Origin of the sequence: Nocardioides sp. YIM 152588, assembly GCF_040191335.1 — a bacterium.
In the GTDB taxonomy this organism is placed as follows: Bacteria; Actinomycetota; Actinomycetes; order Propionibacteriales; family Nocardioidaceae; genus Nocardioides.
In genome coordinates this window covers 20,601-38,157 of record NZ_JBEGDJ010000016.1, presented here as the reverse complement: position 1 = coordinate 38,157, position 17,557 = coordinate 20,601, and the positions used below count along the sequence as shown (strand labels likewise).

Below are 17,557 nucleotides of genomic sequence, written 5' to 3'. Positions count from 1 at the left end.
CGCCTCCTGCGTGCCGGCGCCGCCGACGCGAGGCTACTGCGGCGCGAACCGGAGACGCCGACGGGCCGCGCGGAGCACCGTCCCGCCGCGGGCCGCCAGCGCAGCCGCGGCGAGGCCCACCGCGAGGGAGGCGACGACCGCCCACACGGGATGGCCCGCGTCCTCCAGCGGCGGGTAGACCTGCCAGTGCGTCAGGTAGATCCACAGCGATGCCGCGGCGAGGGCGCCGAGCGCCGCCGCGACGCGACGCGGCAGCCGCACCGGCCGGCCCGCGATCAGCAGCAGCACACCGGCGACCACGATCGCCTCCCGGCGCGGATCCCCGAAGAACCCGATCGTCGCCGCGACCGCGAGGAGGGCCACGAGCCAGCGCTGCCACGCGTGGCGGGCGAACGCGGCGCACGCGCCGAGCGCGAGGCACCAGGCCACGACGCCCGGGGTGTAGCGCTCGGTCGCCCCGGCCTCGACACCGGTCCACCAGAACCGCACCCCGAGGGCGAGCGCCAGCACCAGCAGCGCCGTGCCGAACGGCGCGGCGCGCTGGGCCCGCGAGATCGCCGGCACCGCGAGCAGCAGGGCGAGGGCGACGTAGGACCAGACCAGCGCCTCCAGGAACCAGAGCTGCCACTGGTCGTCCCACGTGTCCGCGCCGACCAACCCGTTGAGCAGCAGCGCGGTCGACCAGCGGTACTGGTCGCCCACGAGCGCGAGGACGCCGACGAACACGGCCGTCGGCAGCGCGATCGCACGGGCTCCGCCGAGCACCGCACGCACCCGCTCCGCACGACCCGGGACCGCGAGCTGGAACCGAGCGAGGTTGAAGCCGGCGACGGCGAGCAGCACGTGGGCGCCGCCCTGGACCTGCAGCACGTCGGCGTGCGCGACCACCACCAGCACGATCGCGAGGGCGCGCAGCAGCACCGAGACGTCCACCGGCACGCCCCGCGGGCGGCGCCGCGCCCGCTCGGGACCACCGCCGGCGACGCCGGTCGCGGCGCCGGCCGCCGGTCCTCCGGCGGCGGCGAGCGCGGCGGCGCTCATCGACGGCCACCCGGACGGCAGCGGGCCGAGCCGCTCGCCGAGCCGGGTCGAGATCTCGACGTAGGAGAGCGAGTCCCCACCGAGCGCCACGAACGTGCTCTCCACCGTCGCGTCCGGGCGGCCCAGCGCGACCGCGTAGAGGTCCCGGACGTCCTCGGCGGTGACCGGTCCGTCCGCCGACGCCGTCCCGGCCGTCCCCAGCGCCTCCGCGCGCTCGACGTGGGCGCGCAGCGGCGCGTCGTCGGGCTTGCCGGACGTGGTCACGGGGAGCTCGTCGAGGACGACCACCCGCAGCGCGGTCCCCCGCAGGCCGGTGCACCGGGCGACCAGGTCGCGGACCCGCGCCCGGCCGCGCGCACCGGCCAGGAAGACCCACAGCGCCTCGGGCCGCGCGACCAGCCGGACCGAGCGACCGGCGTCGGCGACCGCCGACTCGACCCGGTCCAGGTCCACCCGGTGGCCGAGCACCTTGGCGTGCCGGTCGCGGCGACCGAGCACCTGGAACAGCCCGGCGTCGGTGACGCGGGCGAGGTCGCCGGTGCGCAGCTCCGCCAGCTCGCTGCCGCGGGCCAGGTCAGCGAGGCACTCGGCGTACCCCATCATCACGTTGGGACCCGTGTAGACGAGCTCGCCGCACCCGTCCGGTGCACCGTCGACCGGGTCGACCCGCAGCGCCCCGCCCGGGATGGCCACGCCGATGGTGTCCGGGTGCTCCAGCGCCAGGTGCGGCGGCAGGTACGCCATCCGCGCCGTCGCCTCGGTCTGCCCGTACATGACGAAGAGGTCGACGCCGCGCGCGCCGAGGTCGCCGACGTAGGAGCGGACCCGGTCGGGTGCCATCCGGCCGCCGGCCTGGGTGAGGTACCGCAGCGACGTCAGCCGCGGCAGCACCCCGGCCCGGAAGTCCACGGCGTCGAGGAGCGCGAAGGTGTGCGGCACGCCCGCGACCCCGGTGACACCGGCGCGCTCGGCGAGGTCCCAGAAGCAGGCGTCCGCCACCGAGAGGTCGGTGAGCACGACGGTGGCGCCGGCCGCGAGGTGGCTGTGCAGGACCGAGAGGCCGTAGCAGTAGTGCAGCGGCAGCGCGGTGATCCCGACGTCGCCCGGGCGCAGCGCCAGGTAGTCGGCGATGCTCCGGGCGTTCGACGCGACGTTGTCGCGGGAGAGCCGCACCAGCTTCGGCGAGCCGGTCGACCCCGAGGTCGACAGCAGCAGCGCGAGGTCCTCGTGCAGGCCCTCGGTGGAACCGGGCGGGTACGCCGCCGCCAGGTGGCCGTGCCGCTCGCGATCGCCCGGTGCCATCAGCAGCACGGGGTCGCCGTCCGCCAGCGCGGCGAGGTAGGCGACCACGAACTCCAGCGTGGGCGTGGCCTCCAGGAGCGTGAGGCGGCGTGGCCCGGTCCCCCGCGCCGCCGCGACCCGGTCGGCGAGGCCGCCGTAGGTGATCGTCCGGTCCCCCACCACCAGCGCGGCGTCGTCGGCGGCGCCGCCGAGCAGCCAGTGCTCGGCGAGGGGCGCGAGGGCCGGCGTGCTCACGACTCCGCCCGGGGGAAGGCCAGCACCTCGCCGAGGAGCCGGACACCGACGGAGCTGCCCGGCTCGGGCACGTCGTCGGCGCCGACGCGCGCCGTCACCTCCACCGCGCCGGCCGCGGTCGCGTCGCCACCGAGCCGGACGCGCACCGTGGCGTCGTGGCCGAAGAAGGAGACCTCCCGCACCGCCGCCGCACGGGAGCCGGGCTCGCCCGCGGCGGTCACGGCGACCTGCTCGGGACGGACGGCCATCAGCACCGCCCCCTGCTCGGCCCCGCGGACCGTCACCCGCCCCAGCGCGCAGTCCACCGAGCCCGCGACGGCGTCGCCCGGGATCAGGGCGGCGCCGCCGACGAACGCGGCGACCGCGGGGCTCGCCGGCTCCAGGTAGACCTCCGCGGGCGGGGCGACCTGGACGAACCGGCCGGCGGCCATGACCGCGACCTGGTCGGCCAGGGAGAGCGCCTCGCCCTGGTCGTGGGTGACCAGCACCGCCGTCGCGGCGCTGGCGCGCAGCGCCCGGGCGACGGCCCGGCCGGTCTCCTCGCGCAGCCCGGCGTCGAGGGAGGAGAACGGCTCGTCGAGCAGCACCACGTCCGGCCGGGGCGCGAGCGCCCGGGCCAGCGCGACCCGCTGCTGCTGACCGCCGGAGAGCTCGTGGGGCTGGCGACCCGCGAGCGCCTGCGGCAGCTCGACGAGGTCGAGCATCTCGGCCACGCGCTCCCGCGCGGCGCGCCGTCCGCCGGAGGCACGCCGCCGGCCGGTCAGCCCGAAGGAGACGTTCGCCGCGACGTCGAGGTGGGGGAAGAGTGCACCCTCCTGCGGCACGTAGCCGATCCGCCGGTGGCGGGCCGGGACGGTGCGCCCCTCCCCCGCGACGACCCGGCCGCCCAGGCTCACCGTGCCGGCGTCGGGCTCGATGAACCCGGCGAGGATGCGCAGCAGCGTGGTCTTGCCGCAACCGGAGGCGCCGAGCACGGCGGTCAGGCCGCCCGGGACCTCGAGGTCGACCCCGTCGAGCACCCGGGCCGACCCGAACGACTTGGTGAGTCCCGACACCGTCAGCGCGGTCATGCCGGCCTCCCCTGCTCGTTGCCCTGCTCGTTGCCCTGCTCGTTGCTCTGCTGATGGACGACGGCGACGCGACCGAGCAACCAGGTCGCGGGCACCGAGAGCACGATCAGGGCCAGCGCGTACGGCGCGGCGGCGCCGTACTCGACGGCGGACGCGCGGGACCAGAACTGCGTCGCCAGCGTCGAGGTGCCGGTCGGCGCCAGGAGCAGCGTCGCGGTCAGCTCGGTGGCGACCGCGAGGGAGACCAGCGCGACGCTGGCGCCCAGGCCGGGCAGCACCAGCGGCAGGGTCACCCGGCGCGCGGCACCGGCGCGGGTGCAGCCGAGGGTCGTCGCGACGTCGTCGAGCACCGGCGGGGCCAGCTCGAGCGTCGAGCGGACGCCGACGGCGGCGCGCGGGAGGAACAGGATGGCGTAGCCGAGCACCAGCAGCGGGAGCGTCTGGTACAGCGCCGGCACCACGTTGATCGACACCGTCACCAGCGCGAGCGCCACGACGATGCCGGGCAGCGCGTTGGCCGGGTAGACGCCGCGCTCCAGCAGCGTGGCGAGCGTGCTCCGGTACCGGACCGCGAGCCACGCGACGGGCAGCGCGGCGAGGGTGGTCAGCAGCCCGCCGACGACGGCGAGGCCGAGGGTCGTGCCGACCGCGGACCCGAGGCCCCCGCTCGAGAGCGAGGACGAGCTGCCGTGGAGCAGCCAGCGCAGCAGGCTGCTCAGCGGGATGCCGAGGGTCAGGACGGCGAAGCCGGCGACCACCAGCGTCCACACGGGTGCCGCGCGGCCCAGGCGGTGCCGCGCGGCGGGGCGTCCGACACCGGCGCCGACGCGTGCCCGCCGGCGATTGCCGCGCGCCAGCGCCTCCAGGCCGAGCAGGGCCAGGCAGAAGACGACGAGGACCAGCGCGAGGAGGGTCGCGGCGGGGCCGTTGAAGGAGACCCGGTACTGGTCGAGGATCCCGGTGGTCAGGGTCGGGTAGTTGAGCAGCTGCAGGGCGCCGTACTCCCCCAGCAGGTGCAGGCCGACCAGCAGCGCCCCGCCGAGCACGGCCGGGCTGATCGCGGGCAGCACCACCCGGACGAAGGAGGTGCCGGGCCCGGCGCCCAGGCTGGCGGCGACGTCCTCGACCGAGGCGTCGAGCCGACCGAGCGCCGCCACCGTGGGCAGGTAGACCAGCGGGTAGTAGGAGAGGCTGACGATCAGCACGGCGCCCCAGTAGGAGGACTGCACAGCGTGGGTCGTCGAGACCCAGGCGTAGCCGTTCACGAACGCCGGCACCGCGAGCGGAGCGCAGAGCACGCCGTGCCACAGCCCCGAGAGCCGCAGGTCCGTGCGCGCGACCAGCCAGGCGAAGCCGACGCCGAGGACGGCGCTCAGCGCGACCCCACCGACCAGCAGCCGCGTGGTGTTCCAGAGCAGGTCCGCGAAGCGCGGGCGGGTGAGCAGGTCCCAGGCCTCCGCGGGGCCCATCTGCGCCGTCGACCACAGCACGAAGCCGAGCGGCAGCAGGCTGGTGGCCACCACCAGGACCCCGAGCGCCAGCAGCACGACCGGGGGCCGGGGCAGCCCGCCCCGGCGCGGCGCGGCGCCGGCCGGCCCGAAGGCGGCGACGTCGCCCGGGTCCAGGCCGGGGCCGGCGGGGGCGCTCACAGCACGAAGCCCGCGTCCGAGAGCAGCTCCACCACCTTGTCGCCGTCGAGGTCGCTGATGGCCACGGCCGGCGGCTCGAGGTCCGCGAAGGGCTTCACCGGCGGCGCCAGGCTGACCGCGGGGTTCAGCGGGTACTCCAGGGCGTAGCTGTCGGCGAGGGCCTGCTGGCCCTCCTCGCTCGTCAGGTAGGCGACGAACTCCTGGGCCCCGTCGGCGTTCTCGGCGCTGTCGAGGACCGCGGCGCCCGAGACGCTGATGAACGCGCCCGGGTCCTGGTTCCCGAAGAAGTGCAGGGTGCTGTCGTCGCTGTTCTCGCCGGATTCGGCCTGGTCGCGGTACCAGTAGTAGTGGTACTCGATGCCGGTCGCGATCTCGCCGGAGTTGACCGCCTCCAGCACGACGTTGTTGCCGTCGTACACGGTGCCGTTGGCCTTGAGGCCCTCCAGCCAGGCGCGGGCCGCGTCCTCGCCCTCGAGGTCGAGGACCGCCGCCACGATGGCCTGGAAGTCGGCGCCCGTCGGCGAGAAGGAGACCTTGCCCGCCCACTCCGGCTCGGCGAGCTCCATCAGCGACGCGGGCAACTCGTCCTCGGCGACCAGGTCGGGGTTGTAGACCAGGACGGTGGACCGGGAGACGAAGCCGGTCCACAGCCCGCTCTCGGGGCGGTACTGCGCCGGGATCGGGTCGGTCGCGGCGGCGTCCAGCGGCGCCAGCAGGCCGGCGCGCTCGACGGCGGCCATCGCCGGGGAGTTCTCGGTGAGGAAGACGTCGGCCGGCGAGGCGTCGCCCTCCTGGATGAGCTGGGCGGCCATCTCGGAGTCCGAGCCGTTGCGCAGCTCGACCTTGATCCCGGTCGCCTCCTCGAACTTCGGCGCGATCTCCTCCAGCAGCTGCACGTGCTGGGCGTTGTAGACCACGACCTTCGGCCCGTCGTCGCCCGAGCAGGCGGCGGTGCCGAGGGCGGCGGCGATGACCAGGGACAGGGCGGCGGAGATGCGCTTCACTGCGGTGTCTTCCTCTGCGTGCACTGTGAACCCGCTGTGGGATTCCTATTAGGGCAGACTTACCTTAGGCGAAGGTGCTGCCCCCGGGGAATCCGCGGTCCAGCGCTCAGACGAGACGCACGGGCGCCAGCAGCTCGGCCAGCTCCTCCTCGGTGCGGCCGTGGGCCTCGAGCACCCGGACGCCGTCGGGCGTGATCGCGAAGGTGCCCAGGTCGGTGTAGACGCGGTCGATGCAGGCCACCCCGGTGACCGGGTAGGTGCACTCCGGCACCAGCTTCGGGCGGCCGGCCTTGTCGAGCAGCGTCATCATCACCCAGACCCGCTTCGCGCCGATGGCCAGGTCCATGGCGCCGCCGACCGCCGGGATCGCGTCCGGCGCGCCGGTGTGCCAGTTGGCCAGGTCGCCGCGCTCGGAGACCTGGAAGGCACCGAGCACGCAGACGTCCAGGTGGCCGCCGCGCATCATCGCGAAGGAGTCGGCGTGGTGGAAGTACGACGCCCCCGGGAGCTCGGTCACCGGGATCTTCCCGGCGTTCGTCAGGTCCGGATCGACGTCGCCGCCACGGGCGGCCGGGCCCATGTTGAGCATCCCGTTCTCGGTGTGCAGCACCACCCCGGAGCCCTCCGGCAGGTGGTCGGCGACGAGGGTCGGCTGCCCGATGCCGAGGTTCACGTAGGCGCCGCCCGGGTTCGCCTCGACGATGTCGTGGGCGATCGCCGCGGCGATCTCGTGCTTGGTGCGGGGCTCCGTGCCGGTGCTCGTTCCCGTGCTGCTCGTCATGCCGACGCCTCCTCGGGGTGCGCCGCCGGGACCACCCGGTCGACGTAGATGCTGGGGGTCACCACGGCCTCCGGGTCGAGATCGCCGGTCGGCACCACGCGCTCGACCTGGGCGACGACGGTGGCCGCCGCGGTCGCCATCACCGGGCCGAAGTTGCGGGCCGTCTTGCGGTAGACGAGGTTGCCCATCCGGTCGGCCAGGTGGGCCTTGATGAGCGCCAGGTCTCCCTTGATCGGGTACTCCAGGACGTAGTCGCGCCCGTCGATCCGCCGCGTCTCCTTGCCCTCGGCGAGCGGGGTGCCGACGCCGGTCGGCGAGAAGAAGGCGCCGATCCCGGCGCCGGCCGCGCGCATCCGCTCGGCGAGGTTGCCCTGGGGCACCACCTCGAGCTCGATGCGGCCGGCCCGGTAGAGCTCGTCGAAGACGTAGGAGTCCGACTGCCGCGGGAAGGAGCAGACGACCTTGCGGACCCGGCCCGCGACGAGCAGCGCCGCGAGCCCGGTGTCGCCGTTCCCGGCGTTGTTGGAGACCACCGTCAGGTCGGTGGCGCCCTGCCGGATCAACGCGTCGATCAGCTCCACGGGCATCCCCGCCATGCCGAAGCCGCCGACCAGCACCGTGGCGCCGTCGGGGGTGTCGGCGAGCGCCTCGTCGTAGGAGCCGCAGATCGTGGCGGTCACGAGCCGGCACCCGTCGTGGTGGCGCCGCCGACGTTCTCCAGTACGACGGCCAGGGCCTGCCCCACGCCGATGCAGATCGCCGCCACGCCCCAGCGTCCGCCGGACTCCGCCAGGCGCGCGGCCAGGGTGCCGAGGATCCGGGCGCCGGAGGCGCCGAGCGGGTGGCCGATCGCGATCGCCCCGCCCTTGGTGTTGACGATCTCGGGGTCGATCTTCCAGGCGTCCACGCAGGCCAGCGACTGGACGGCGAACGCCTCGTTGAGCTCGACGGCCGCGACGTCGTCCCAGCCGATGCCGGCGCGGGCCAGGGCCGCCTCGGCCGCCGCCACCGGCGCGAAGCCGAAGTCCTGCGGATCCAGGGCGTGCACCCCGCGGCCGGCGATCCGGGCCAGCGGCGCGCGGCCGATGGCATCGGCCGCGGACTCCGAGCCGATCAGCAGGGCGGCGGCGCCGTCGTTGAGCGGGCTGGCGTTGCCGGCGGTGATGGTGCCGCCGGCCTCCGGCGTACGGAAGGACGGCTTGAGGCCGGCGAGCCTCTCCGGCGTCGAGCCGTCGCGGATGCTCTCGTCGCGGGCGAGGTCGACGCCCTCGACCGGCACGACCAGGTCGTCGTAGAAGCCCTCGGCCCAGGCCCGCGCGGCCAGCGCGTGGGACCGGGCCGCGAAGGCGTCCTGACGCTCGCGGGAGATCGCGAACCGCTCCGCGAGCTGCTCGTTGCACTCCCCCAGCGAGGCGGTCCACTCGGTCGGCATCCGCTCGTTGACCAGCCGCCAGCCGAGGGTGGTCGAGACGGCGGTGGCGTTGCCCGCGGGGAACGCGCGCTCGGGCTTGGGGAGCACCCACGGGGCGCGGGTCATCGACTCCACGCCACCGGCGACGACGATGTCGGCGTCGCCGGTCTCGACGGTCCGGGAGGCGAGGATCGCGGCGTCGAGGGACGAGCCGCAGAGCCGGTTGACGGTGGTGGCCGGCACGGAGGTCGGCAGGCCGGCGAGCAGCACCGCCATCCGGCCCACGTTGCGGTTGTCCTCCCCGGCCTGGTTCGCGCAGCCCCAGGCCACGTCGCCGATGGCGGCGGGATCGAGGTCGGGCGCCTTCGCCAGCACGCCGCCGAGGGCGGTCGCGGCGAGGTCGTCGGGGCGGGCGCCGGCGAGGGCGCCGCCGAACCGGCCGAACGGGGTACGGACGCTGGCGTAGAGGAAGCTCGCGGTCACACGTCCACGCTAGGACGCACGATTCATCACGTCCAATACTCTTTCGACCATGATTCATAAGCAGCGTGCATAAACTGGCCCGCATGGAGATCCGCCTGCTCCGCTCCTTCCTGGTGCTCGCCGACGAGCAGCACTTCGGTCGCGCGGCGGCGCGGCTGCACATCGCCCAGCCGGCCCTCTCCCAGCAGCTGCGGCGCCTGGAGAACGAGGTCGGCGCGGTCCTGGTGGAGCGCTCGACCCGGACCGTCCGCCTCACCGAGGCGGGCCGGCTGCTCCGCTCCCGCGCCGCGGAGATCGTCGGCACCGCCGACCGCACCGCCGACGACCTCGCGCTGATGGCCGCCGGTCGCGCGGGCCGGGTCCGGCTCGGCTTCGTCGGTACCGCGACCTACGACGTGCTGCCGCGCGTCACCCGACGGCTGCGCGAGGAGCTGCCGGACCTCGAGCTCGAGCTGCACGGCGAGCTGCTGGGCCCCGCCCTCCTGGACGCCGTGCGTGGCGGCACGCTCGACCTCGCGGTGCTGCGGCCCGGCGGCACCGGCGCGGAGGACCTCGTCATCCGGCACCTGCGCACGGAGCCACTGGTGGCCGTGCTGCCCGCCGGCCACGCCCTGGCCGGCCGCGACGCCATCGCTCTCGCCGACCTGGCCGGCGAGCCGCTGGTCACCCACCCGTCGGGCCACCGGTCGACGATGCAGCCGCTGGTCGTCGACGCGCTCCGCGAGGTCGGCCTGGAGCCCGACGTCGTCGAGGTCGGCGAGACCGGCACGCTGGTCGCGTTCGTCGCCGCCGGGCTCGGCGTCGGACTGGTCCCCGCCTCGGTGCGGGCGCTGCGCCTCGAGGGCGTCGCCTACGTCCCCCTGGCCGGCGACCCGGTCTCCGCGCCGCTGGCGCTGGCGCACCGGCCCGACCCCGGTCCAGCGGTGACCCGGGTGTCGGACGTGGTCCGCCGCGTCACCGTCGGCGCCGCCTGAACGCCACGGGGCCGCGCCGGCGCGGTCAGGCCAGGAGGATCACCCGATAGATCCGCAGGTTGTGGTGCCCGGGGTTGTCGACGTAGTCGATGAGCACCGGTCGCCGAGCGGTGAACGCCTCCCGCAGCAGGGTGAGCATCGCCTCCCGGACCGGCAGGTTCGCATCGGCCCGCAACTGGAAGCCGTAGGCGTCGTCGCCGCCGGTGACCTTCACGATGACCTCGGCATCGAGCTCGTCGCCGGGCGGACCGTACTTGGTGCCCCTCTCGTGCACCCGCAGATAGCTGAGCGTGCCCCTCGCCGTGGAGATGCTCATCGTCGAGTCCCTCCTGCTCTCTCGTGGTGGCTGTGGCCGGGTCGGTACCTACGCACGGAGCACCCTCAGCACCTCGCCGCCGTCGGCGGTCTGGGCGCGGTACTCGAGCCTGACCGGCTCGCCCCGGGCGAACGCCTCGCTGACGAGGTCGAACATCCAGCGCCCCTCGGGTCCACCCAGGTCGATGCCGAAGGTGCCACCCGGCTCGGAGTCCACCGAGACGACGCAGTCCTGCGGCAGCCGTCGCCCGGGGACGCCGTAGCCGGTGCCGCGCTCGTGGACGCGCAGGCGGCTCACCCGCCCGACCGCCACCGCGACGCTCCCCGGCTCCGGCGGAACGGTGACGTGGATGGTCATGGTCTCGGCCGCCGGGGGGATGGCGCGGATCGCCAGCCGGCTCGGCGACCCGTCCCGGAACCGCAGGTTCGTCGGCGTCGAGTCGTCGTGGAGGTCGTAGCCGCGCCCCGGCGCCGACCCGTCGAAGAGCACGCGCTCGTCCTGCGGCAGCCCGGTGGCACCGAGGCGCGGATCGGCGCGACGCAGGTGCACGGCCCGGCGCGCCCAGTTGTCCGCCAGCGACGGGTCCTGGATGCAGTGCCAGACCGCCAGCCCGTCACCGCAGGCCTTGTCGCGGTGCTGGTCGTAGCTCGCGCCGCGCCACCGGTTCTCGACGATGAAGAACTCCCGCGTCCCCACGTGGGGATTGGCGAGGATCAGCGCGTCCCCCGTCGTCGCCGCCGGCCCGAGCGTGTAGGTGCCGGTCGCGTCGGCCAGCTGCGGGTTCAGCCAGCCCCACTTGAGCTTGTGGTACGGGTCGACGTGGACGGGCCGCCCGCCGGCGTCCGAGATCGAGTACTGGCCGGGTCGGCCGGGGTCGTCGTCCGTCCGGTACGGCGGCGGCGGCTGGGGCCGCCCCGTGTCCGGGTACTGGTCGTCCAGGTCGGCGGCCAGGTGCAGCAGCTCCTCGCCCGCCGCGGCGACGTCCACCCAGCCGTGCGGCGGCGCGGCGTAGAGCTCCGCGATGTTGGCGATGTGGACGCCGTCCAAGCCGAGCTTCTTCGCCGGCAGCGGCACCTCCGAGGCGAAGACGGGGCGCCTGAAGCCGCGCGTGGCCGCCTGGTTCTTCACCAGGAGGAAGAGGCACTCGGTCGGCGCGAGCGAGCCGTCCTTGTCGGTGTCGTACGACGACAGGCTGATCCGCGGGTCGGCGTCGACCGCGCGCAGCATCTCGCCCCAGCTGTGACTGTGGCCGCCGACGTAGCCGTCGTCGTCGAGGTACCAGACCCTCCCCTTCTCGCCGTAGACGCCGCCGGCGTCCACCCAGCGGTGGGGACTGTCCTCGGCGAGCGCGCCGGGCGACCACGGCCCCTCCCGGTAGTAGAACCGGTAGTCGTAGCTGCTCCACCGAGGCCCGAGGACCGGGACGGTCGGGTGCGGCACGAGGAGGAGCCGCCCCTGGGACATCTCCTCGATCCATTCGGCGACGGACCCGCCCGGGCCGAAGATCACCGTCTCGAGGTCCGTCGCCGTGAGCACGGGCTCGGGCCACTTGCGGAGGTTCATCGCCACCACGATCACGGTCACGGTCAGCGGCTTGCCCGCGCTGCCGCGCGGGGAGAGCCCGTAGAACGGCTTCTCGAAGTCCGCCAGCCTCAGCATCGCCCGCCCGCCTCGCGCGCGGCGCCGCGCGCTGCTGTCGACACTAGGCCTCCCGGCGCGGCACCTCAACGGGAGCCGACGCCAATCCGACCCCGACCGGGACGAAGGTCCCGCCCGCGCACTAGCGTGACCGCCCATGAGCACGCTCGGTCCCCCACCCGACCGCCCGCCCAAGCGCATCGCCGAGGACCGACGCATGTACCTCGACGACATCAGCGCCCGGATCCGCAACGGCGAGCGGGAGGCGCTGCTGCGAACCGTCGGCATCCAGGCGCTCTGGATCGTGGTCATCGTCGCCGGCGCCGGGGTGCCCCTGAGCGAGGCGGTGGGCGCGCCGGGGTGGGTCGCGCCGACGCTCGGCTTCGTGGTCGTGGTAGCCGCGGGGGTGGAGCGGGTCTTCGCGCGGACCACGACCGCGGCGGCGGCCCAGGAGTCGCTGCGGCGCGCGCTCGCCCGCGAGCAGCGCGCCTACAGCGCGCGGGTCGGCGTGTACGCCGACAGCAGCGCCTTCGACCGGCTCGTGGACCGGTGCGAGCGCCTCATCGCCGACTACGACCGCACGATGGTGCAGTACGCCGGCTCGCTGGCCCGCCGGTCGGAGTAGCACAGGCCCCGGCGACCGGGCTCAGGCCTCGCCCAGCTCCGCCAGCGTCTGCTGCGCGATCCGGAACGCCGTGTTGGCGTCCGGCACCCCGCAGTAGATCGCGGTCTGCAGCAGGAGCTCCTTGATCTCCTCGACCGTGACGCCGTTGGTGCGCGCCGCGCGGAGGTGCATCGCGAGCTCCTCGTGGTGGCCGCGGGCGACCAGCGCGGTGAGTGTGATCAGCGAGCGGGAGCGTCGGTCCAGGCCGGGCCGGGTCCAGATCCCGCCCCAGGCGTACTCGGTGATGAACTGCTGGAACTCGGCCGTCAGGTCCGTGGCGGCCGCCGTGGCGCGGTCCACGTGGGCGTCGCCGAGCACCTCGCGGCGCACGGTCATCCCCGCGGCGCGGGCCTCGGCGACGGTCAGCCCGTCCCGCTCCGCGGTCGGCGCCGGGCCCGCGCGCAGCGTGTGCTGCCGGATCATCTCCGCCACCTCCACGGGCGCCTCGACGGGTGCCAGGTGTGCCACGTCGTCCAGCACGACCACGCGACCGTCGCGGACCCGGTCGGCGATCTCGGCGAGCCCGGACGGAGGGGTGGGCTCGTCGAGGGCACCGGCCACGGCGAGCACCGGGACCCCGATCTCGCCCAGGCGGTCGCGGACGTCGAACGTGGTCAGCGCGCCGCAGACCGCGGCGTAGCCGGCGTCGTCGGTGTCGGCGAGGGCGTGCAGCAGCGCCGAGCCCCGGGACGGGTCGCGCTCCAGGAACCCGGGGGCGAACCAGCGCGCGGCGGACCCGGCGACCATCGACGACGTCCCGGACGCCCGGACCGCGGCGGCCCGTTCGCGCCACCCGTCGGCCGTACCGATCCTGGCGCCGGTGCAGAGCAGCGTCGCCGTGCCGACCCGCTCCGGGGCGTCGAGGAGCAGCTGCAGCCCGACGGCGCCACCGACCGAGTCGCCGGCGTAGTGGAACGTGGTTCCCGGACCGGCGAGCGCGTCCACGGCGGCCACCACGTCCGCCGCGACCGACGCCACGGTCAGCCCGTCGGCCGGCGCGGTGCGGTTGCGGCCGTGGCCCGGCAGGTCCCAGCCGACGACGTGGAAGTCGTGCGCGAGGTGCTCGGCGGCGGCCGACCAGAGCGCCTCGACCGACGTGCCGAGCGACGGGCCCAGCACCAGCAGCGGACGGGCCTCGTCGCCGCCGAGGTGGGTCAGGGTGACGGTCACGGATGCTCCTTCAGGCGGGTGCGGGCGCGGACGAGCGCCTCGTCGATCAGGTCATCCACCAGGCCGCGGTAGGTCGCCGCGGGCGGTCGCCCGGTGACGGCGGCGACGGACCGCTGCTCGGCGAGCAGGTCGTCCTCGAACGCGGCCAGGTGCGCCGCCATCCGGTCGGTGTCGACGCCCAGCCCCCGCAGCAGCCCGGTGGTCTGCGCGGCGGCGACGACGGTACGCCGCAGCAGCAGCGCCAGCGTCTGCCACTCGACGTGCCAGCCGCCGTCGGCGCGCTCGTCGACCTGCGCGGCCGCGGCCAGGTGCAGCGTCGAGGCGAGCGGCGGCCCGGCCAGGGCTGCGCGCCGCACCAGCACCGCGAGCGTCGGGTTGGCCTTGTGCGGCATCGCCGAGGAGCCGCCGGCCGAGCCGTCGCGCAGCTCACCGATCTCCGGGCGGCCCAGCGCGAGCACGTCGTTGGCGATCCGGCCCCACCCGTCGGTGGCGGTCACCGCGGCGTCCCCGAGCGCGGTGACCGTCGTGCGGCGGGTGTGCCACGGGGCGCCCCCGTCGAGGTCCAGGCCCGCGGCGATCAGGCCGCGCAGTTGGCGGCCACCCTCGACGCCGGCCAGCTCGACCGGTGCCGCCAGCGTGCCGGCCGCCCCGCCGAGCTGCACGGGCCAGCGCAGCGCCGCCAACGCGTCGTCGGCGTCGAGCACGGCGTGCAGCCAGGTGGCCGCCTTCGCGCCGAACGTGGTGGGCAGCGCCGGCTGGGTCAGCGTGCGGGCGAGCATCGCGGTCTCCCGGTGCTCCTCGGCCAGGGCGACGAGCAGCGTGATCTGGTCGCCGAGCTCGCGGCGTACCGCCTCGACGGCGTCGCGCGCGCACAGCACGAGCGCGGTGTCGAGGACGTCCTGGCTGGTCAGCCCCCGGTGCACCCAGGGGGCGGCATGGTCGGGCAGCGCCGCGCGCAGCGCGCGGACCAGCGGGATCACCGGGTTGCCGCCGGCCTCGACCTCGGCCGGGTCCAGCGCCGAGTCGGCAGAGACCGACGCCTCGGAGCGCGAGTCGGCAGAGAGTCTGTGCCGACTCGCGGACTCCGGAGCGACGCCGGTGGCCACCAGGGCGTCGAGCCACGCCTGCTCGACCGCCACCATCGCCTCGACGAGCGCGGCGTCCGACATCAGCGATCCGGCGCGGTGGTCCCCGGGCCAGAGAAGGGTGCTCACGCCTCCGAGTGTCCCGGATAGGAGAGGAAGACGGTCTCCCCCGCGCCCTGCAGCGTGATGTCGAACCGCAGCCCGTCCTCGTCGCGGACGCACTCCAGGGTGCCCGCACGCTCGCCGGCCGCGGTCAGCAGCGCATCCGGGGCGGCACCCTCCAGCGGCAGGTAGGCCCGCGTGAAGAGCCGGTTGAGCAGCCCGCGGGCGAAGACGGTGACGGCGAAGAAGGGCAGCCCGCCGTCCACGGGCCCCGGCCGGAGCGTCGTGAAGACGTACCGCCCGGTGCGGTCGGTCGAGGACCGGCCGAAGCCGGTGAAGACGTGGCCGTCGCGGCGTCGCGAGCCGGGCCGCTGGAGGACCCGTCCGGACGGGTCGGCCTGCCAGATCTCGACCAGGGCGTCCTGGATGCCGTTGCCGTCGCCGTCGCGCACGGTGCCGTGCAGCAGCACCGCGCCGGGGGTGCCGGGGGCGACGAGCTCGCGGTCGCCGTCGTACGGCAGGGCGTAGTGGAAGAACGGGCCGACGGTCTGGCCCGGCGTCGCGGTCAGCCTCGTGCTCCCCGTGGCGGTGCTCATCGGTCGGCCTCCGTGTCACCCTCGAGCGGCGTGCGGTGGGACCCCGTGAGCACGATGTCCCACCGGTAGCCGGTCGCCCACTCGTGCTGGGTGAGGTCGTGGTCGTACGTCGCCACCAGCCGCTGCCGGGCGCGCGGGTCGACGATCGCCTGGTAGATCGGGTCCAGCGCGAAGAGCGGGTCGCCCGGGAAGTACATCTGGGTGACCATCCGCTGCGTGAAGTCGGTGCCGAACAGCGAGAAGTGGATGTGCGCCGGCCGCCACGCGTTGTGGTGGTTGCGCCACGGGTAGGGGCCCGGCTTGATGGTGGTGAACCGGTACCAGCCGTCGTCGTCGGTCAGGCAGCGGCCGACGCCGGTGAAGTGGGGGTCCAGCGGTGCCGGGTGCTGGTCCCGCTTGTGGACGTAGCGTCCGCCCGCGTTGGCCTGCCAGACCTCGACCAGCTGCCGGCGGATGGGCCGGCCCTCGCCGTCGACGACCCGGCCGGTGACGACCATCCGCTCCCCGATCGGCTCGCCGCCGTCCTGGATCGTCAGGTCCGCCTCCAGCGGGTCGATGTCGCGCTCGCCGAAGCAGGGCGCCCACAGCTCGATCCCCTCGGGGTCGGCGTGGTGCAGGTCCTTGGTGGGGTGGCGCAGGATGCTCGAGCGGTACGGCGGGTAGTCGACCCGCGGCTGGGTCTCCAGCTCTCCCGCCAGGCCGCCGGCCTGCTCGTACTCCTTGGCGATCGTCGCGATCTCGTCGTCGATGACGCGCTGGGGCTCCAGCGCCGGTCCTGGGTCGGTCATGGCGTCGGCCATCCGGTGTATCCCTCCGCGAGGTAGGTCGACCCGGCCTCGGACGAGACCAGGGTGGCGAGCTCGCCCAGCTGGCGGCGCTCGTCGAAGTCGCTGTACGCGCCGCCGGCGGCCGGGGGCGCGCGGTGCAGCATCGTGGTCATCCAGTACGAGAAGTGCTGGGCCTTCCAGACCCGCGCCAGGGCACGGTCCGTGTAGCCGGCCAGCGCCTGCTCGCCCTCCTCCTCGCCCTTCAGCAGCACGTTCTCGGCCACCTCGGCGAGGACCCGTACGTCGGCCAGCGCGAGGTTGAGCCCCTTGGCGCCGGTCGGCGGGACGGTGTGCGCGGCGTCGCCGGCCAGGACCAGGTTGCCGTGGCGCATCGGGGTCTGCACGAAGCTGCGGAACGGCAGCACGGAGGTCTCGATGATCGGCCCGGTCCGGAGCTCGAAGCCGTCGCGGCCGGCCAGCCGCAGCTGCATCTCGGTCCAGATCCGGTCCTCGGACCAGTCGGCCGGGTCGGTGTCCGGGTCGACCTGGAAGTACATCCGCTGGATCGACTCGGTGCGCTGGCTGACCAGCGCGAAGCCGCGCTCGGAGCGGTTGTAGATCAGCTCCGGCGCGCTCTTGGGAGCCTCGCAGAGGAAGCCGAACCAGGCGAACGGGTACTCCCGCCCGTAGCGGCGGTGGCCCGACTCGCCCCGGGCGACGATGTCCCGGCAGATGCTGCGCGAGCCGTCGGCGCCGACGACCAGGTCGGCCCGGACCTCGTGGACGGCGCCGTCCGGGTCGGTGCAGGTCACCCGCGGTGTGTGCTCGACCTCGCAGACCGTCGTCCCCGAGATCCCGTAGCGCAGGTCGCCCCCGTCGCGGGTCCGGGCGGCGTGCAGGTCGACGAAGACCTCGGTCTGGGGGTAGAGCCACACCGAGGCGCCGACCAGTCGCTCGAAGTCGACGTGGTGGCTCTCGCCGCCGAAGCGCAGGTAGATCCCGCCGTGGCGGTCGCCCTCGGTGAGCACGCGCTCCGCGCCCGTCGCGTAGACGCCGGTCTCGGTGAGCAGCCGGACGCTGTCGGCCTCGAGGATGCCGGCGCGGTGGGTGCTCTCGATCTCGTGCACCGTGCGGTGGTCGATGACGACGGTCTCGATCCCGGCCCGGTGGAGGAGGTGGCTGAGCATCAGCCCCGCGGGGCCGCCGCCGACGACGGCGACCTGGGTGCGGGTGCTGCTGGCGGCGGTCATGGGCCGAACCGTAAGGAGAC

Annotated in this window: 16 protein-coding genes; 2 read left to right on the top strand and 14 right to left on the bottom strand. The window is 74.9% G+C overall.

The window, feature by feature from the left end:
• Positions 1–33: 33 nt before the first annotated feature.
• The 7 genes from ABLM29_RS10235 to ABLM29_RS10205 all read right to left on the bottom strand — a co-directional run bounded on the left by ABLM29_RS10235 (position 34) and on the right by ABLM29_RS10205 (position 8,975).
• Complete coding sequence (locus ABLM29_RS10235) at positions 34–2,577, bottom strand: AMP-binding protein (protein WP_349713999.1); 2,544 nt, start codon at positions 2,575–2,577, stop codon at positions 34–36.
• Positions 2,574–3,647 (bottom strand): ABC transporter ATP-binding protein, encoded by a 1,074-nt coding sequence (locus tag ABLM29_RS10230; protein ID WP_349713998.1) that lies wholly within the window; start codon positions 3,645–3,647, stop codon positions 2,574–2,576. The genes ABLM29_RS10235 and ABLM29_RS10230 overlap by 4 nt, the downstream gene beginning before the upstream one ends.
• Positions 3,644–5,296 (bottom strand): ABC transporter permease, encoded by a 1,653-nt coding sequence (locus tag ABLM29_RS10225; RefSeq protein ID WP_349713997.1) that lies wholly within the window; start codon positions 5,294–5,296, stop codon positions 3,644–3,646. Before ABLM29_RS10225 ends, ABLM29_RS10230 begins: the two co-directional genes overlap by 4 nt.
• Positions 5,293–6,300, bottom strand: coding sequence for an iron ABC transporter substrate-binding protein (locus ABLM29_RS10220; protein ID WP_349713996.1), 1,008 nt, complete (start codon positions 6,298–6,300; stop codon positions 5,293–5,295). Before ABLM29_RS10220 ends, ABLM29_RS10225 begins: the two co-directional genes overlap by 4 nt.
• 106 nt (positions 6,301–6,406) lie before the next feature.
• Positions 6,407–7,081, bottom strand: a complete 675-nt coding sequence (locus ABLM29_RS10215) for a 3-oxoacid CoA-transferase subunit B (RefSeq protein ID WP_349713995.1) — start codon at positions 7,079–7,081, stop codon at positions 6,407–6,409.
• Entirely contained in the window at positions 7,078–7,761 is a 684-nt protein-coding gene (locus ABLM29_RS10210) for a 3-oxoacid CoA-transferase subunit A (protein WP_349713994.1), read from the bottom strand. The genes ABLM29_RS10215 and ABLM29_RS10210 overlap by 4 nt, the downstream gene beginning before the upstream one ends.
• Entirely contained in the window at positions 7,758–8,975 is a 1,218-nt protein-coding gene (locus ABLM29_RS10205) for a thiolase family protein (protein WP_349713993.1), read from the bottom strand. The genes ABLM29_RS10210 and ABLM29_RS10205 overlap by 4 nt, the downstream gene beginning before the upstream one ends.
• Before the next feature lie 83 nt (positions 8,976–9,058).
• On the opposite strand from ABLM29_RS10205, the gene ABLM29_RS10200 reads away from it, so the two are divergent.
• Complete coding sequence (locus ABLM29_RS10200) at positions 9,059–9,949, top strand: LysR substrate-binding domain-containing protein (RefSeq protein ID WP_349713992.1); 891 nt, start codon at positions 9,059–9,061, stop codon at positions 9,947–9,949.
• A 25-nt stretch (positions 9,950–9,974) separates the two neighbouring features.
• On the opposite strand, the gene ABLM29_RS10195 is transcribed toward ABLM29_RS10200, so the two are convergent.
• Positions 9,975–10,265: a hypothetical protein gene (locus tag ABLM29_RS10195; protein WP_349713991.1), complete on the bottom strand. Its 291-nt coding sequence runs from the start codon at positions 10,263–10,265 to the stop codon at positions 9,975–9,977.
• Between the two features lie 48 nt (positions 10,266–10,313).
• A complete protein-coding gene (locus ABLM29_RS10190; protein ID WP_349713990.1) occupies positions 10,314–11,924 on the bottom strand; it encodes a hypothetical protein in 1,611 nt (536 codons plus the stop codon).
• Between the two features lie 136 nt (positions 11,925–12,060).
• Here ABLM29_RS10190 and ABLM29_RS10185 point away from each other — a divergent pair, with 136 nt between their 5' ends.
• Positions 12,061–12,528, top strand: coding sequence for a hypothetical protein (locus tag ABLM29_RS10185; protein ID WP_349713989.1), 468 nt, complete (start codon positions 12,061–12,063; stop codon positions 12,526–12,528).
• Between the two features lie 21 nt (positions 12,529–12,549).
• Here the strand turns inward: ABLM29_RS10185 and pcaDC are convergent, their stop codons facing one another.
• The 5 genes from pcaDC to ABLM29_RS10160 are packed head-to-tail and all read right to left on the bottom strand — an operon-like array spanning position 12,550 to position 17,537.
• The gene (gene pcaDC, locus ABLM29_RS10180) at positions 12,550–13,737 is read right to left on the bottom strand and encodes a bifunctional 3-oxoadipate enol-lactonase/4-carboxymuconolactone decarboxylase PcaDC (protein WP_349713988.1); all 1,188 of its coding nucleotides are present in this window, start codon (positions 13,735–13,737) and stop codon (positions 12,550–12,552) included.
• On the bottom strand, positions 13,734–14,951 hold the full coding sequence (locus ABLM29_RS10175; protein ID WP_349713987.1) for a lyase family protein: 1,218 nt from the start codon (positions 14,949–14,951) through the stop codon (positions 13,734–13,736). The genes pcaDC and ABLM29_RS10175 overlap by 4 nt, the downstream gene beginning before the upstream one ends.
• Positions 14,948–15,520, bottom strand: coding sequence for a protocatechuate 3,4-dioxygenase subunit alpha (gene pcaG, locus ABLM29_RS10170; protein ID WP_349713985.1), 573 nt, complete (start codon positions 15,518–15,520; stop codon positions 14,948–14,950). Before pcaG ends, ABLM29_RS10175 begins: the two co-directional genes overlap by 4 nt.
• Entirely contained in the window at positions 15,517–16,320 is an 804-nt protein-coding gene (gene pcaH / locus ABLM29_RS10165; RefSeq protein ID WP_349713984.1) for a protocatechuate 3,4-dioxygenase subunit beta, read from the bottom strand. Before pcaH ends, pcaG begins: the two co-directional genes overlap by 4 nt.
• The gene (locus ABLM29_RS10160; protein ID WP_349713983.1) at positions 16,305–17,537 is read right to left on the bottom strand and encodes a 4-hydroxybenzoate 3-monooxygenase; all 1,233 of its coding nucleotides are present in this window, start codon (positions 17,535–17,537) and stop codon (positions 16,305–16,307) included. The genes pcaH and ABLM29_RS10160 overlap by 16 nt, the downstream gene beginning before the upstream one ends.
• Between the last annotated feature and the right edge of the window lie 20 nt (positions 17,538–17,557).

Excerpts from the sequence above, each read along its gene's own strand:
- ABLM29_RS10200 (WP_349713992.1), top strand. The coding sequence starts at position 9,059 with ATGGAGATCCGCCTGCTCCGCTCCTTCCTGGTGCTCGCCGACGAGCAG.
- ABLM29_RS10215 (WP_349713995.1), bottom strand. The coding sequence starts at position 7,081 with ATGACGAGCAGCACGGGAACGAGCACCGGCACGGAGCCCCGCACCAAG.
- ABLM29_RS10190 (WP_349713990.1), bottom strand. The coding sequence starts at position 11,924 with ATGCTGAGGCTGGCGGACTTCGAGAAGCCGTTCTACGGGCTCTCCCCG.
- ABLM29_RS10230 (WP_349713998.1), bottom strand. The coding sequence starts at position 3,647 with ATGACCGCGCTGACGGTGTCGGGACTCACCAAGTCGTTCGGGTCGGCC.
- pcaH (WP_349713984.1), bottom strand. The coding sequence starts at position 16,320 with ATGGCCGACGCCATGACCGACCCAGGACCGGCGCTGGAGCCCCAGCGC.
- ABLM29_RS10195 (WP_349713991.1), bottom strand. The coding sequence starts at position 10,265 with ATGAGCATCTCCACGGCGAGGGGCACGCTCAGCTATCTGCGGGTGCAC.
- pcaG (WP_349713985.1), bottom strand. The coding sequence starts at position 15,520 with ATGAGCACCGCCACGGGGAGCACGAGGCTGACCGCGACGCCGGGCCAG.
- ABLM29_RS10160 (WP_349713983.1), bottom strand. The coding sequence starts at position 17,537 with ATGACCGCCGCCAGCAGCACCCGCACCCAGGTCGCCGTCGTCGGCGGC.
- ABLM29_RS10185 (WP_349713989.1), top strand. The coding sequence starts at position 12,061 with ATGAGCACGCTCGGTCCCCCACCCGACCGCCCGCCCAAGCGCATCGCC.